Genomic DNA, 14,022 nt, shown 5'->3' on the forward strand with positions numbered 1-14,022 from the left:
CGTTCCTGAACGTCCCGCAGGACGCCCCCGAGCCGCGCGCCGCCGTCGCGACCCCGGTGAAGGAGACCTCGTGACCAGGATCTACGACGACCCCGCCACGTTCGCCGACGACCAGCTCGACGGCTTCCTCGACCTCTACGCCGACCGTGTCCGAGGGGTGCACGGCGGCGTGGTCGCCCACCGTGGCGACGGCGGCCCGCAGGTCGCCGTCGTCATCGGGGGCGGCTCCGGCCACTACCCGGCGTTCTGCGGGACGGTCGGGCCGGGGATGGCGCACGGCGCCGTCGTCGGCAACATCTTCACCTCGCCGTCGGCGGCCCAGGCGTACTCGGTCGCGAAGGCCGCCGACCAGGGCCGCGGTGTGGTCTTCAGCTTCGGCAACTACGCCGGCGACACGATCAACTTCGGGATCGCGGCCGACCGGCTGCGCGAGGAGGGCATCGACACCCGCATCGTGGTCGTCACCGACGACGTCGCCTCCGCCGACGAGGAGTCGCGGCGCCGCGGGATCGCCGGCGACTTCACCGTGTTCAAGGCGATGGGCGCCGCCGCCGCGCGCGGTGCGGACATCGACGAGGTCGAGCGGCTCGGCCGGGCCGCCAACGCGGCCACCCGCAGCCTCGGCGTCGCGTTCACCGGCTGCACGATGCCCGGCGAGGACGAGCCGCTGTTCTCGGTGCCCGAGGGACATCTCGGGCTCGGCCTGGGCATCCACGGCGAGCCCGGCATCCGCGACGTCCCGATGCTGCCCGCCCGCGCGCTGGCGGAGCTGCTGGTCGACGACGTGCTGAAGCACGCGCCCACGGGAGCGCCCGGCCGGGTCGGGACGATCCTCAACGGGCTGGGCACCACGAAGTACGAGGAGCTGTTCCTGCTGTGGCGCCACGTCGCGCCGCGGCTGCGCGACGCCGGGTACGAGATCGTCGACCCGGAGGTCGGCGAGCTCGTGACCAGCCTCGACATGGGCGGCTGTTCGCTCACCCTGATGTGGCTCGACGACGAGCTGGAACCGCTGTGGCGGGCGGACGCCTACACCCCCGCCTACCGCAAGACCGCCGCACCGCTGGCGGCGCTGCGCGAGCCGACCGCCGACGAGCTCGCCGAGGCCGACGCCGTCGTCACCGCGCCCGCGGCGAGCGACGCGGCCCGGGATGTCGCGGGCACCGTCCGCGCCGCGCTGGTGGCGGCGGAGTCGACGATCCGCTCCCACGAGCACGAGCTGGGCCGGATCGACGCCGTCGCGGGCGACGGCGACCACGGCCGCGGCATGCTCAAGGGGATCACCGCCGCCACCGCCCGGGTCGGCGAGCTCGGCGACGACGTCGGCGGCGGCTGGGTGCTCCAGCAGGCCGGGCAGGCCTGGGCCGAGCGCGCCGGTGGCACCTCCGGGGTGCTGTGGGGCGCCGCGCTCGAGGCGTTCGGGCGGCACCTCGGTGACACCGCCGACGGCTACCCGGCCGCGACCGTCGCCGCCGGCGTCCGCGGGTTCGCGACGACCATCGAGCAGCTGGGCGGCGCACGGGCGGGGGACAAGACCCTGCTCGACGCGCTGCTGCCCTTCGTCGACGAGCTGGAGCGCCGGGTCGGCGACGGCGATCCGCTCGCCGGGGCGTGGGCCGCGGCCGCCGAGGTCGCCACGGCCCGGGCGCAGGAGACCGCCGACCTGCGGCCCCGGATCGGCCGAGCCCGCCCGCTGGCGGACAGGAGCGTCGGCACCCCCGACGCCGGGGCGGTGTCGATGGGCCTGGTCGTCACGGCCGTGGCCGAGGTACTCGCATCGAAGGAGGGGCAGGAGTGAGCGACACGCTGCGCATCGTGGTGGGCGCCGACGACGCCGGTTACGACTACAAGGAGAAGCTGAAGGCCGACCTGGAGGCCGACGAGCGCGTCGCCGAGGTCATCGACGTCGGCGTCGCCGCGGACGGGCACACCGCCTACCCGCACATCGGCGTGGCCGCCGCCCGGGCCGTCGCCGACGGGCGGGCCGACCGTGGCCTGCTGGTCTGCGGCACCGGGCTGGGCGTCGCGATCTCGGCGAACAAGGTGCCCGGCATCCGTGCCGTCACCGCGCACGACCCGTTCTCCGTGGAGCGCTCGGTCAAGTCGAACAACGCGCAGGTCCTGTGCATGGGGCAGCGCGTTGTCGGGATCGAGCTCGCCCGCACACTCGTCGACGGCTGGCTCGACCACCGCTTCGACCCGGGTAGCGCCTCGGCGGAGAAGGTCGCCGCGCTGGACTCCTACGACCGCCGCGACGGCGACCGGCTCGCCGAGGCGGAGACGGTCGGGACGGACTGCTGATGTTCGACCTCACCGGTTCGGTCGCGCTGGTCACCGGCGCGGCCTCGGGCATCGGCGCCGAGGCGGCCCGGGCACTCGCCGGGCAGGGCGCCGTGGTCGCCGCCGCGGACCTGCGCACCGACGGCGTCCCGGAGGTCTGCGCGTCGGCGCACGTCGTCGACGTCGCGGACCCCGACGCGGCCCAGGCCTGCGTCGACGAGGTCGTCGCCCGGCACGGCCGGGTCGACGTGCTGGTCAACTCGGCCGGGATCGCGCTGCTCGCCCCGGCGCTGGAGCTGGGGGTCGACGACTGGCGCCGCACCCTGGACGTCAACCTCACCGGGTCCTGGCTGATGGCGCGGGCCGCGGGCCGCGCCATGGTGGAGCGCGGGTACGGGCGGATCGTGAACCTCGCCTCGCAGGCGGCGAGCAGCGGGCTGGAGCAGCACGCCGCCTACTGCGCGTCCAAGGCGGGGATCACCGGGTTGACCCGCACCCTCGCCGTCGAGTGGGGGCCGCACGGGGTGACGGTGAACGCGGTGTCGCCGACGGTCGTGCTCACCGACCTGGGTCGCGCGGCCTGGGACAACCCGGCCGGGGACGCCCACCGCGCCGAGATCCCGGCGCGGCGGTTCGCGGAGCCGTCGGAGATCGCCGCGGCCGTGGTCTACCTGGCCTCGGCCGAGGCCGCGATGGTCAACGGCGCCGAGCTGCGGGTCGACGGCGGGTTCACGGCCCGCTGAGGAGGGCCGCCGAGAACGCCCGCCGATCGTCGTCCGCGCGATCCGGCGGCTCCACGCGGGGTTCACCTCGGTCGGGTCCGATGGGGGCCATGAGCACGCTGCTGGTCTCGCTGTCCGGCCTGACCGACTCCGACGACGCCGACCGCGCCCGCGCCGCCGCGTTCGCCGCGGAGCTCGACCGGCGCGCCGTGCCGCTGACCCACCTCGTGCAGCCCAAGGGGCCCGACGGGCCGCTGCGCCGCGGCGACGACCTGGTCCGCTGGATCGCCGGCCGCGTCCGCGCCGGGGACGACCTGCTCCTGCACGGTTTCGACCACACGAGCGACCCGGTGGGCGCCTGGCAGAACGGCTCCGTGCCGCGGATCGGGCGCCGCACCGAGTTCGGGGCGCTGCCCCGGCACGAGGCAGGCCTGCGGCTGACCGGCGCCCGGCGGATCCTGCTCGCGACCGGGCTGTCCACCGACGGCTTCGCCCCGCCCGGCTGGATCGCCTCCGAGGGCACCCTCGACGCGCTCGCCGACCTCGGCTTCGGCCTCTGCGCCGACGAGACGACCGTCCGCGCGACCGGCGGTCCGGTGCTGCGCTCGCGCGTGCTGACCTTCCGGGCGTCCGAGCCCTGGCGGGGCGAGCGCCGCGCCGGGGAGCGCCGCCGCGGACGGGCACTGGAGCAGCAGGCCGTGCGCACCGCCGAGCGCGGCGGGCTCGTCCGGCTCGCGCTGCGGGCCAAGGACCTGCGCCGCGAGCACCGCGTCGAGGCCGCCCTGGCCGCCGTCGACGCGGCGCGCGGGGCGGGCGCCGTCGGTGCCGTGCACCGCACGCTGTTCCCCGCCGCGGCCCCGGCCGCCTAGGAGCTCCCCGGCGACCGGCCCGGTTGTCCACAGTGTGTGCTCTCCTGTGGACAACCGGTGCCACCTGTGGACAGGTGTCAGGCCCGCCGCTCGCCGAGCACGCAGAACTCGTTGCCCTCGGGGTCGGCGAGCACCGTCCAGGACACCTCGTCGGCCGGGGCCCGGTGCTGGCCCACGTTGACCCGGGTGGCACCCAGCATCAGCAGCCGGGCGACCTCGGAGTCGCGGACGCCGTCCGGCCGCAGGTCGATGTGCAGGCGGTTCTTGGTCCGCTTCCCCTCCGCGACCGGCACGAAGATCAGCCCCGGGACGATGCCCTCGGCGGGCTGTATCTCGAACTCCGACGCCGAGGCGTTCACGACCGTCCAGTCCAGGGCCTCGGCCCACCAGCGGCCGAGCCGGACCGGGTCCCGGGCGTCGACGACGACCTGCTCCCACTGCAGGGCCATCAGACGTCGACCGCCGTCTCCCGGTCGGGGACCAGGAGCGTCGTGGCGTCGGGCCCCAGGTTGTCGAAGAACCGGTAGTGGAGCGTGGGGTCGGCGAGGGTGCCCTCGTGGATCGGCACCACCGTCCGCGGGGCGACCGACCGCAGGTAGTCGACGGCCTCGGACACCTTCAGCCAGGGTGCGCCGGTGGGGAGCAGCAGCGTCGCCAGCTCGTCGACGCCCGGCGGGACGTACGCGTCGCCGGGGTGGAGCAGCGCGCCGTCGACGAGGTAGCCGTTGTTCGCGACCAGCGGGATGTCCGGGTGGATCTGCGCGTGGTCCCCGGACCCGACGACGGACACCTCGGCGCCGCCGAGGGCCAGCACGTCGCCGGGGGCGGCGGTGCGGGCGTCGATGCCGTCGAGCTGCCCGGCGGTCTGGCCGTCGGTGACCAGGGCGGCGTCGGGGTTGGCGCGCAGCAGGGTGCGCAGCGCGTCGGCGTCGACGTGGTCGAAGTGCTGGTGGGTGACGAGGATCGCGTCGAGGCCCTCCAGGCCGCTGAACCCGGAGGAGAAGGCACCGGGGTCGAACAGCAGGCGTGCGCCTCCGGTGTCGACCAGGACGCAGGCGTGGCCGTAGTGCGTCAGCTTCATGGGCACAGCATCCCGCCTCGCGGCGGCGCGGCGCCCGGCGGCCGCGCCGACGGGTTCGGGTGGCCCGGCACGCCGGCGGAGTGCGCGGTCCGGCTGCGCGAGCTGCCCGGCCGAGCGGTCTTCCCGGCCGGCGGCGTCAGCCCCCGGTGTGCGCCGCCAGCACCGCCCGTTCCTCGGCGGCGGTCAGTCCGGCGGCCCGTGCGCGGTCGAGACCGAGCTCGCGTTCCCACGCCAGCGCCGCCCGGGCGGTGGCGGCGAGCGGGCGGGTCCCCAGCCCGGCGGCGACGGTCGCGGTGACGTCGCGGTCGGCGATGCCCCAGTGCGTCTCCGGCAGCCACAGGGGCAGCGACCGCGGTCCCGCCCAGATCGCGACGTCCAGCGACCGCAGGGTCTCCCCGGGCACGCGGACCAGCTCGAGGTCGTCGGCGCCGACGGCCTCCGCGGTCGCCGCGAGCACCCGGTCCAGGGTGGACCGCGGGCCGGTGCCGTCGTGGGTGCCCGTGGCGCCGGTCTCGGCGCGCGCGACGACCCAGGCCGCCAGGTCGTCGACGTCGACCACCTGCATCGGCTGCGCGGGCGCGTCCGGCACCACCACCCGGCCGCCGCGGGCGAACCGGTTCGCCCAGTAGCCGTAGCGGTCGTGCCGGTCCCCGTGCCCGCACAGCAGCCCGGCGCGGACGACGTGCGCACGGTCGCCCGCCCGCTCGCGCACCGCGTGCTCGCTGCCGACCTTCGCCGCGCCGTAGACGTCGGGATCGGTGCGGGACCGCTCCGGGCCGGGTTCGTCGTGCAGCGGCGCCAGGGTCGGCTGGTCGACGGTCCCGCCACGCACCGCCGGGTCGGCGTAGGCGATGATCGAGGACACGAACGTCCAGTGCCCGAAGCGGCCGTCCAGGGCGTCGAGGGCGTCGCGGACCCAGGGCGCGGACATCGTCGCCACGTCCACGACGGCGTCGGCGGTCCGCCCGTCCAGTGCCGCGGCGAGCGACCCGGGCCGCGAGCGGTCCGCCACCAGCACCTCCGCGTCGTCTGGCGGCGCCCCGGACACACCTCGCGACACGCACGTCACCGCGTGCCCGGCCGCCAGTGCGGCCGCGGCGACCGCGCGCGAGAGGAAGACCGTCCCACCCAGCACCAGGAATCGCATGCGCCGATGGTGAGGGCACGCACGTCGAGTTGTCCGCCCCGTTCACCGTAGGCTGACCCCGTGGCCAGAGTGGTGGTGGACGTGATGCCCAAGCCCGAGATCCTCGACGTGCAGGGTCAGGCCGTGACCCGGGCGCTCGACCGGATCGGTGTGTCCGGCGTGAGCGGGGTGCGGCAGGGCAAGCACTTCGAGCTCGAGGTCTCGGACGGCATCGACGACGAGACCCTGCACCGGCTCGCCGGTTCGCTGCTGGCGAACCCGGTGATCGAGGACTGGACGGTGACCCGGCTGTGAGTACCCGCGTCGGTGTGATCACCTTCCCGGGCACCCTGGACGACGTCGACGCCGCCCGCGCGGTCCGCCGCGCCGGCGCCGAGGCCGTCCCGCTGTGGCACGGCGACCACGACCTGCAGGGTGTGGACGCCGTCGTCGTGCCGGGCGGGTTCTCCTACGGCGACTACCTGCGCGCCGGCGCGATCGCGAGCCTGGCGCCGATCATGACCGAGGTCGTGGCCGGCGCCGGGCGCGGTCTGCCGGTGCTCGGCATCTGCAACGGCTTCCAGATCCTCTGCGAGGCGCACCTGCTCCCCGGCGCGCTCGTCGCGAACTCCGGGATGCACTTCCTGTGCCGCGACCTCGAGCTGACCGTGGAGAACGCGCAGACCGCGTGGACCCGCGACTACACCGCGGGGGACCGGCTGACGATCCCGCTGAAGTCGCAGGAGGGCCGCTACGTCGCCGACGCCGCGACCCTCGACGAGCTGGAGGGCGAGGGCCGCGTGGTCTTCCGCTACGCCGAGCCCGCTCCCAACGGCTCGACCCGCGACATCGCCGGCATCACCAACGCGGCGGGCAACGTGGTCGGCCTCATGCCGCACCCGGAGCACGCGACCAGCGAGCTGACCGGCCCGTCCGCGGACGGCCTCGGCCTGTTCACCTCGGTGCTGGCCCGGGTCACCGCCTGACCCGCGCACGACGCCCGGCCCGGCCGGCGGTCCCCACGGACCGCGGGCCGGGCCGTCGTCGTCCTCGGTCCGTGACCTGCTGTGGGGAACACCGCCTGTGGGCCCCGGCACCGTGCGGGGACGCGGGCGGGGGAGCCCCGTCTACCCTGACCCCGTGACGCAGTCCCAGGTGCCGGTCGATTCCGTCAAGCACGCCGAGGCCACTCCGGAGCAGCCGCAGCCCTTCCGGGAGCTGGGGCTCAAGGACGACGAGTACGCCCGTATCCGGGAGATCCTCGGACGCCGGCCCACCGACGCCGAGCTGGCGATGTACTCGGTGATGTGGAGCGAGCACTGCTCCTACAAGTCCTCCAAGGTCCACCTGCGCTACTTCGGTGAGACCACCACCGAACAGATGCGCTCGACGATGCTCGCCGGGATCGGCGAGAACGCGGGCGTCGTGTCCGTCGGCGACGGCTGGGCGGTCACCTTCAAGGTCGAGTCGCACAACCACCCGTCCTACGTCGAGCCCTACCAGGGCGCGGCGACCGGTGTCGGCGGCATCGTCCGCGACATCATGGCGATGGGTGCGCGCCCGATCGCGGTCGGCGACCCGCTGCGTTTCGGCCCGCTCGACGCCGACGACACCGGCCGGGTGCTGCCCGGCATCGTCGCCGGCGTCGGCGGCTACGGGAACTGTCTCGGCCTGCCGAACGTCGCGGGCGAGGTCGTCTTCGACCCGTCCTACGCGGGGAACCCGCTGGTCAACGCCCTGTGCGTGGGAGCGCTGAAGACCGAGGACCTGCACCTCGCCTTCGCCTCCGGCACCGGCAACAAGATCATCCTGTTCGGTGCGACGACCGGGCTCGACGGCATCGGCGGCGTGTCCGTGCTGGCGTCGGAGACCTTCGACTCCGCCGCCGGCGGCACCGGGCGGAAGAAGCTGCCGAGCGTCCAGGTCGGCGACCCGTTCACCGAGAAGGTCCTCATCGAGTGCTGCCTGGAGCTGTTCGCGGCCGGGCTCGTCGTCGGCATCCAGGACCTCGGCGGCGCCGGGCTGTCCTGCGCGACCTCCGAGCTCGCCTCCGCCGGTGACGGTGGCATGCATGTCGACCTCGACGCCGTCCCGCTGCGCGCCACCGGCATGACCGCCGCCGAGATCCTCTCCTCGGAGTCCCAGGAGCGGATGTGCGCGGTCGTCACCCCGGAGAACGTCGAGGCCTTCCTCGCCGTCTGCCGCAAGTGGGACACCATCGCCACCGTGATCGGCGAGGTCACCGACGGCGACCGCCTGGTGATCACCTCGCAGGGCGAGACCGTCGTCGACGTGCCGCCGCGCACGGTCGCCCACGAGGGCCCGGTCTACACCCGCCCGGTCAGCCGCGACGACGCGAAGCAGGACGCGCTGAACGCGGACTCGCCGGAGGCGCTGCCCCGCCCGGAGACCCCGTCCGAGCTGCGCGCGGAGATCCTGCGGATGGCCGCCGCCCCGAACCTCGCGTCCCGCTCGTGGGTCACCGACCAGTACGACCGCTACGTGCGCGGCAACACCGTCGCCGCGCACGGCGCCGACTCCGGTGTCGTACAGGTCGACGAGTCCACCGGCCGCGGCATCGCCGTCGCCACCGACTGCAACGCCCGCTTCGTGGCGCTCGACCCGTACGTCGGCGCGCAGCTCGCGCTGGCCGAGGCCTACCGCAACGTCGCGACCTCCGGCGCCGTGCCGCTCGCCGTCACCGACTGCCTGAACTTCGGCTCGCCGGAGGACCCGCACGTCATGTGGCAGTTCGAGCAGGCCGTGCGCGGTCTCGCCGACGGCTGCGCGGTGCTGGGCACCCCGGTCACCGGCGGCAACGTCAGCTTCTACAACCAGACCGGGACGACGGCGATCCTGCCGACCCCGGTGGTCGGCGTGCTGGGCGTGATCGACGACGTCACCACCGCGGTCCGGTCCGGGTTCGCCGGCGCCGACGGCGACACGGTCGTCCTGCTCGGCACCACCGCCGCCGAGTTCGGCGGGTCGGAGTGGGCGCACGAGGTGCACGGGCACCTCGGCGGACGGCCGCCCGCCGTCGACCTGGAGCACGAGCGGCGCCTCGCGCAGCTCCTCGCCGCCGCGGCCGCGGACCGGGCGCTGACCGGCAGCCACGACCTGTCCGACGGGGGCCTCGCCCAGGGACTGGTCGAAGCCGCGCTCGCCGGGGGCCGGGGCGCCCGCGTCGACCTGGCCGGGGTGCACGAGGACTCGTTCACCGCGCTGTTCGCCGAGTCCGCCGGACGGGTGCTGGTCACCGTGCCCGCCGACGGCGCCGAGGCGTTCCTGGCCCGCGCCGCCGAGGCCGGTGTCCCGGCGCTGCGGCTCGGCGAGACCGGCGGCGACGTCCTCGACCTGGGCGACGCCCTCGGCACGCTGGCGCTCGACGAGCTGCGCGCCGCCTGGGAGGGCACGCTCCCGGCGCGGTTCGGCGCCGTCTCGGTCTGATGTCCGACGTCCTCCTGGACTGGGTCGACGACGGGGTCGAGCCGGACCGGGCGACACGGAAGGCGGCGGTGAAGGCGTCGCTCGACGAGCTGGCCCGGCGCGCGCCGGGCCGCAGTGTCGAGGTGCGGGTCCCGCCGTTCGGTGCGGTGCAGTGCGTCGAGGGGCCGCGGCACACCCGCGGCACCCCGCCGAACGTCGTCGAGGCCGACCCGCGGACCTGGATCGCGCTCGCCGTCGGCCGTCTGAGCTGGGACGACGCGCTCGCCGCCGGGCGGGTGTCGGCGTCCGGGTCGCGGGCCGGCGAGATCGCCGCGTTCCTGCCGCTCCGCACGCCGTGACCGGGCGGGTGCGGTGTGCGACCCCGACGTGACCCCTGTCCCCGTACCTGGGGAGACGTGATCTCGGGGCGTACAGTCGTCCCCTGGTCCCGGTACGCCGCCAGCCGAGGAGCGCCGCGTTGAGTTCCGTCCGGAACGAGCACGTCAGCCCTGAACGAACCCTCTCCCTCACCCCCGTCGCACCCCCCGCCGCCGAGCCCGACGAGCAAGGACCCCGCGAGGAGTGCGGTGTGTTCGGCGTCTGGGCCCCCGGCGAGGACGTCGCGAAGATGACCTATTACGGCCTCTACGCGCTGCAGCACCGCGGCCAGGAGGCCGCAGGCATCGCCGTGTCCGACGGCCGCCGCACCGTGGTGTTCAAGGACCTCGGCCTGGTCAGTCAGGTGTTCGACGAGCAGACGCTGTCCTCGCTGCGCGGGCACCTCGCCGTCGGCCACTGCCGCTACTCGACGACCGGCGCGACGACCTGGGAGAACGCCCAGCCGACGTTTCGCACCACGGCCGCGGGCTCCGGTCTGGCGCTGGGTCACAACGGTAACCTGGTGAACACCGCCGAGCTGCGCGAGGACGTCGCGAAGCTGGAGAACCGCAAGCGGTCCGGGCTGCGCGCGACCACCGACTCCGACCTGCTCACCGAGCTGCTGGCCGCGGGCGCCGCGGACCTCGGCGTCTACGAGGCCGCGATGCGGCTGCTGCCGCGGCTGCGCGGCGCGTTCTCGCTGACCTTCGCCGACGAGAGCACCCTCTACGCCGCCCGCGACTCCCACGGCGTCCGCCCGCTGGTCCTGGGCCGCCTGGAGCGCGGCTGGGTCGTCGCGTCGGAGACGGCGGCGCTGGACATCGTCGGTGCCTCGTTCGTCCGCGAGGTCGAGCCGGGCGAGCTCATCGCGATCGACGCCGACGGCATCCGCAGCCAGCGCTTCGCCGCCCCGGAGCCGAAGGGCTGCGTGTTCGAGTACGTCTACCTGGCGCGACCGGACACCACCATCGCCGGCCGCTCGGTCTACGACACCCGGGTGGAGATCGGCCGCCGGCTCGCCGAGGAGCACCCGGTCGAGGCCGACCTGGTCATCCCGGTCCCGGAGTCCGGCACCCCGGCCGCGATCGGCTACGCCCAGGGCTCCGGCATCCCCTACGGCCAGGGCCTGGTGAAGAACGCCTACGTCGGGCGCACCTTCATCCAGCCCAGCCAGACCATCCGCCAGCTCGGCATCCGGCTGAAGCTGAACCCGCTGCGCAACGTCATCCGCGGCAAGCGGCTGGTCGTCGTCGACGACTCGATCGTCCGCGGCAACACCCAGCGCGCACTGGTGCGGATGCTGCGCGAGGCCGGCGCCCTCGAGGTGCACGTGCGGATCGCCTCGCCGCCCGTGCGCTGGCCCTGCTTCTACGGCATCGACTTCGCCAGCCGGGCCGAGCTGATCGCCAACGGCGCCGACACCGAGGGCGTCCGACGCTCGATCGGCTCGGACAGCCTCGGCTACGTCTCGGTCGAGCAGATGGTCGCCGCCTCCGAGCAGCCGCGCTCGCGGCTGTGCTGCGCCTGCTTCGACGGGGAGTACCCGATCCCGCTGCCGGAGGAGGCCCAGCTCGGCAAGCACTTGCTGGAGGACGTCCCGGAGCCGACGGCGTCCGGCGCCGCCTCTGGCGATCCCGGCCCGCTGTCCGTCGGATACGGTGCCGGAGAAGCGCTGACCCGCCCGTAGCGGCACCCGATCACGACCCCGTCCCGACCTGGAGAGACCACGCATGCCCTCGACCGAGCCCGGCCCCGCCAGCTACGCCTCCGCGGGGGTGGACATCGACGCGGGGGAGCAGGCGGTCGAGCGTTTCCGTCCGTTCGCCGAGAAGGCCACCCGGCCCGAGGTGCGCGGCGGCATCGGCGGTTTCGCCGGTCTGTTCGCGGCGAAGTTCGGCAAGTACTCCGAGCCGGTGCTGGCCGCCTCGACCGACGGCGTCGGCACCAAGGTCGCGATCGCGCAGGCGATGGACAAGCACGACACCATCGGCCAGGACCTCGTCGCGATGGTCGTCGACGACCTGGTCGTCTGCGGGGCCGAGCCGCTGTTCCTGCAGGACTACATCGCCATCGGCAAGATCGTCCCCGACCGGGTGGCGACGATCGTGCGCGGCATCGCCGAGGGCTGCCGGACCGCGGGCTGCGCGCTGCTCGGTGGCGAGACCGCCGAGCACCCCGGGCTGATGGAGGAGGGCGCCTACGACCTCTCCGCCACCGGTGTCGGTGTCGTCGACGCCGAGAAGATGCTGCGGCCCGAGCGCGTCCGCCCCGGCGACGTGCTGGTCGCGCTCGGCTCCTCGGGGCTGCACTCCAACGGCTACTCCCTGGCCCGCCACGTGCTGCTCGACATCGCCCGGCTGCCGCTGGCCGGTGAGCTGGAGGAGTTCGACCACTCCCTCGGCGAGGAGCTGCTCGTCCCGACCCGGATCTACGCCAAGGACTGCCTGGCGATCACCGCCGAGACCGGCGTGCGGACGTTCTCCCACATCACCGGCGGCGGGCTGGCCCGCAACCTGGAGCGGGTGCTGCCGGAGGGCCTCGCGGCCACCGTGGAGCGCGGCTCCTGGACCCCGGCCCCGATCTTCAAGCTGATCCAGTCCCGCGGCCGGGTCGAGCGCGCGGAGATGGAGAAGACCTTCAACATGGGCGTCGGGATGGTCGCGGTACTGCCGCCCGAGGACGTCGACCGCGCCCTCGCCGTCCTCACCGCCCGGCACGTGCCCGCCTGGATCCTGGGCGAGGTCGGCCGGATCGGCGACGTCGACGGTGCCGGTTCCGGCGAGCTCGGCGCCCGGGTGCAGCTGCGCGGGGAGCACCCCCGGTTCTGAGGCGGTCCCGCGCCGTCCGCTCTCACTCGACGGAGTGATGCAACTCCGTGTCGTGCGACGCCGGCTGCCGGTTCCCGGCGCGGTGCGACTCACGCAGCATCGGCGGGTGCAGCGCCGTCGCCGGGCCGCGGCGGAACAACCGGGGCGGCCGCCCGCGGCCGCCGGTGACCAGCGTCGTCGTCGGCACGAGGAAGCCGTCCGTGGAGGTCACCTTGCGCTGGAAGTTGCGCGGGTCCAGGGAGGTCTCCCAGACGGCCTCGTAGACCCGGCGCAGGTCGGTCACCGTGAACTCGTCCGGGCAGAACGAGACGGCGAGCGTCGTGTACTCGAGCTTCGACTTCGCCCGCTCCACGCCGTCGGCGAGGATGCGCTGGTGGTCGAACGCCAGCGGCGGCACGTCGTCCACGGCGCACCATGCGGACGCGACGGCCCCGCCACCCGGCGTCGGCTCCGGCATGTCCGGCAGCAGCGCGAGGTAGCCCACGGACAGGACCCGGCCACGGGGATCGCGGTCCGGTGCGGCGTAGCTCGCCAGCTGCTCGAGGTGCCCGCACACGGCACTGCCGGTGTCGGTCCCGGTCTCCTCGCCCAACCGCCGGCTGGCGGTGTGCACGAGGTCCTCCTCCGGGCGGACGAAACCACCGGGCAGGGCCCAGTGCCCGAGGAACGGGGGCTCGCCCCGCTCGATGAGCAGCACGTGCAGACGGTCCGACCGCACGGTCAGCACGACGAGGTTGACGGCGACCGCGAACAGGTTGCCGCGCATCTGCTGAACACCTCGGAGGTGACGGGATCGGTGACCAAGCCTCCCACAGGAGACTGGTCATGATCTTGCCCTATCCGACCGGCCGGGGGAAACCGCCCGGGTCGACACGTGCCGCGGCGCCCGGGCCGCCGTGTCACGACGGAGGGCCGGGCGCCGGGGTGGCCGTCAACGGCGAGGGTCGTCGTCCTCGTCGTTGTACTTGGCGGCGAGGTCGTCGTACTCGCCGTAGTCGTCCTCGCGGCTGTCGGTAGTCACCGCCGTCGCGCTACCGATCTCCCGCTGCAAGGCGTCGAGATCCATAGAAGGGGAGCTGTACTTGAGCTCACGGGCCACCTTCGTCTGCTTGGCCTTGGCTCGTCCACGCCCCATGGCAGGTCCCCCTTACAACAGGGAAGGGGCGGCCGGTCATTGCGCACGACCCGGCGGCCCCTCTCGTCTCATCAATGTCGTGAAAACAACCGTACCCTGCTCACCCCGGAACATGCGACGCGGCACCGCCGTCGTCACAGGCGGGCCCGGCCCCGGACCGGCGCGGGGCCCGCGTGT

General features: G+C 74.5%; 15 protein-coding genes. 10 read left to right on the top strand and 5 right to left on the bottom strand.

Translation table 11 applies throughout. The features are described from left to right. Nucleotides 1-70: 70 nt before the first annotated feature. From ZF1_RS02125 to ZF1_RS02140, 4 genes are all read left to right on the top strand, one after another. On the top strand, nt 71-1,798 hold the full coding sequence (locus ZF1_RS02125; RefSeq protein ID WP_482636358.1) for a dihydroxyacetone kinase family protein: 1,728 nt from the start codon (nt 71-73) through the stop codon (nt 1,796-1,798). Further along, on the top strand, nt 1,795-2,301 hold the full coding sequence (locus tag ZF1_RS02130; RefSeq protein ID WP_062399651.1) for a ribose-5-phosphate isomerase: 507 nt from the start codon (nt 1,795-1,797) through the stop codon (nt 2,299-2,301). Before ZF1_RS02125 ends, ZF1_RS02130 begins: the two co-directional genes overlap by 4 nt. Then, nucleotides 2,301-3,023 carry a GolD/DthD family dehydrogenase gene (locus ZF1_RS02135; protein WP_062399654.1) on the top strand — a complete coding sequence of 241 codons (723 nt, stop codon included), beginning with the start codon at nt 2,301-2,303 and terminating at the stop codon, nt 3,021-3,023. Before ZF1_RS02130 ends, ZF1_RS02135 begins: the two co-directional genes overlap by 1 nt. Nucleotides 3,024-3,112: 89 nt before the next feature. Continuing rightward, the gene (locus ZF1_RS02140; RefSeq protein WP_062399657.1) at nt 3,113-3,871 is read left to right on the top strand and encodes a DUF2334 domain-containing protein; all 759 of its coding nucleotides are present in this window, start codon (nt 3,113-3,115) and stop codon (nt 3,869-3,871) included. 77 nt (nt 3,872-3,948) lie between these two features. Here ZF1_RS02140 and ZF1_RS02145 read toward each other — a convergent pair whose 3' ends face one another. The 3 genes from ZF1_RS02145 to ZF1_RS02155 all read right to left on the bottom strand — a co-directional run bounded on the left by ZF1_RS02145 (nt 3,949) and on the right by ZF1_RS02155 (nt 6,099). After that, nucleotides 3,949-4,320 (bottom strand): VOC family protein, encoded by a 372-nt coding sequence (locus ZF1_RS02145; RefSeq protein ID WP_482636359.1) that lies wholly within the window; start codon nt 4,318-4,320, stop codon nt 3,949-3,951. Continuing rightward, complete coding sequence (locus ZF1_RS02150) at nt 4,320-4,952, bottom strand: MBL fold metallo-hydrolase (RefSeq protein ID WP_062399661.1); 633 nt, start codon at nt 4,950-4,952, stop codon at nt 4,320-4,322. The genes ZF1_RS02145 and ZF1_RS02150 overlap by 1 nt, the downstream gene beginning before the upstream one ends. 136 nt (nt 4,953-5,088) lie before the next feature. Beyond that, on the bottom strand, nt 5,089-6,099 hold the full coding sequence (locus ZF1_RS02155) for an NAD-dependent epimerase/dehydratase family protein (RefSeq protein WP_482636360.1): 1,011 nt from the start codon (nt 6,097-6,099) through the stop codon (nt 5,089-5,091). A gap of 60 nt (nt 6,100-6,159) precedes the next feature. On the opposite strand from ZF1_RS02155, the gene purS reads away from it, so the two are divergent. The 6 genes from purS (at nt 6,160) to purM (ending at nt 12,710) form a co-directional block, all read left to right on the top strand. After that, nucleotides 6,160-6,393, top strand: coding sequence for a phosphoribosylformylglycinamidine synthase subunit PurS (gene purS, locus ZF1_RS02160; protein WP_062399665.1), 234 nt, complete (start codon nt 6,160-6,162; stop codon nt 6,391-6,393). Continuing rightward, the gene (purQ, locus tag ZF1_RS02165; RefSeq protein ID WP_482636361.1) at nt 6,390-7,064 is read left to right on the top strand and encodes a phosphoribosylformylglycinamidine synthase subunit PurQ; all 675 of its coding nucleotides are present in this window, start codon (nt 6,390-6,392) and stop codon (nt 7,062-7,064) included. The genes purS and purQ overlap by 4 nt, the downstream gene beginning before the upstream one ends. 154 nt (nt 7,065-7,218) lie before the next feature. Then, a complete protein-coding gene (purL, locus tag ZF1_RS02170; protein ID WP_062399672.1) occupies nt 7,219-9,525 on the top strand; it encodes a phosphoribosylformylglycinamidine synthase subunit PurL in 2,307 nt (768 codons plus the stop codon). Beyond that, nucleotides 9,525-9,863: a sterol carrier family protein gene (locus ZF1_RS02175; protein ID WP_062399674.1), complete on the top strand. Its 339-nt coding sequence runs from the start codon at nt 9,525-9,527 to the stop codon at nt 9,861-9,863. The genes purL and ZF1_RS02175 overlap by 1 nt, the downstream gene beginning before the upstream one ends. A gap of 119 nt (nt 9,864-9,982) precedes the next feature. Then, nucleotides 9,983-11,569, top strand: a complete 1,587-nt coding sequence (purF, locus tag ZF1_RS02180) for an amidophosphoribosyltransferase (protein WP_062399677.1) — start codon at nt 9,983-9,985, stop codon at nt 11,567-11,569. Between the two features lie 43 nt (nt 11,570-11,612). Next, nucleotides 11,613-12,710: a phosphoribosylformylglycinamidine cyclo-ligase gene (purM, locus tag ZF1_RS02185; protein ID WP_062399679.1), complete on the top strand. Its 1,098-nt coding sequence runs from the start codon at nt 11,613-11,615 to the stop codon at nt 12,708-12,710. 22 nt (nt 12,711-12,732) lie between these two features. Here the strand turns inward: purM and ZF1_RS02190 are convergent, their stop codons facing one another. Both ZF1_RS02190 and ZF1_RS02195 read right to left on the bottom strand, forming a co-directional pair. Continuing rightward, nucleotides 12,733-13,476 carry an NUDIX hydrolase gene (locus tag ZF1_RS02190; protein ID WP_062399681.1) on the bottom strand — a complete coding sequence of 248 codons (744 nt, stop codon included), beginning with the start codon at nt 13,474-13,476 and terminating at the stop codon, nt 12,733-12,735. A 165-nt stretch (nt 13,477-13,641) separates the two neighbouring features. Continuing rightward, complete coding sequence (locus ZF1_RS02195) at nt 13,642-13,845, bottom strand: DUF3073 domain-containing protein (protein ID WP_062399683.1); 204 nt, start codon at nt 13,843-13,845, stop codon at nt 13,642-13,644. Between the last annotated feature and the right edge of the window lie 177 nt (nt 13,846-14,022).

The sequence above is a fragment of the Pseudonocardia sp. ZF1 genome, assembly GCF_056835605.1.

Bases quoted from the DNA above. Each gene is read 5' to 3' on its own strand.
- ZF1_RS02155 (WP_482636360.1), bottom strand. From the start codon at position 6,099: ATGCGATTCCTGGTGCTGGGTGGGACGGTCTTCCTCTCGCGCGCGGTC.
- ZF1_RS02145 (WP_482636359.1), bottom strand. From the start codon at position 4,320: ATGGCCCTGCAGTGGGAGCAGGTCGTCGTCGACGCCCGGGACCCGGTC.
- ZF1_RS02135 (WP_062399654.1), top strand. From the start codon at position 2,301: ATGTTCGACCTCACCGGTTCGGTCGCGCTGGTCACCGGCGCGGCCTCG.
- purM (WP_062399679.1), top strand. From the start codon at position 11,613: ATGCCCTCGACCGAGCCCGGCCCCGCCAGCTACGCCTCCGCGGGGGTG.
- ZF1_RS02175 (WP_062399674.1), top strand. From the start codon at position 9,525: ATGTCCGACGTCCTCCTGGACTGGGTCGACGACGGGGTCGAGCCGGAC.
- ZF1_RS02140 (WP_062399657.1), top strand. From the start codon at position 3,113: ATGAGCACGCTGCTGGTCTCGCTGTCCGGCCTGACCGACTCCGACGAC.
- ZF1_RS02190 (WP_062399681.1), bottom strand. From the start codon at position 13,476: ATGCGCGGCAACCTGTTCGCGGTCGCCGTCAACCTCGTCGTGCTGACC.
- ZF1_RS02195 (WP_062399683.1), bottom strand. From the start codon at position 13,845: ATGGGGCGTGGACGAGCCAAGGCCAAGCAGACGAAGGTGGCCCGTGAG.
- ZF1_RS02150 (WP_062399661.1), bottom strand. From the start codon at position 4,952: ATGAAGCTGACGCACTACGGCCACGCCTGCGTCCTGGTCGACACCGGA.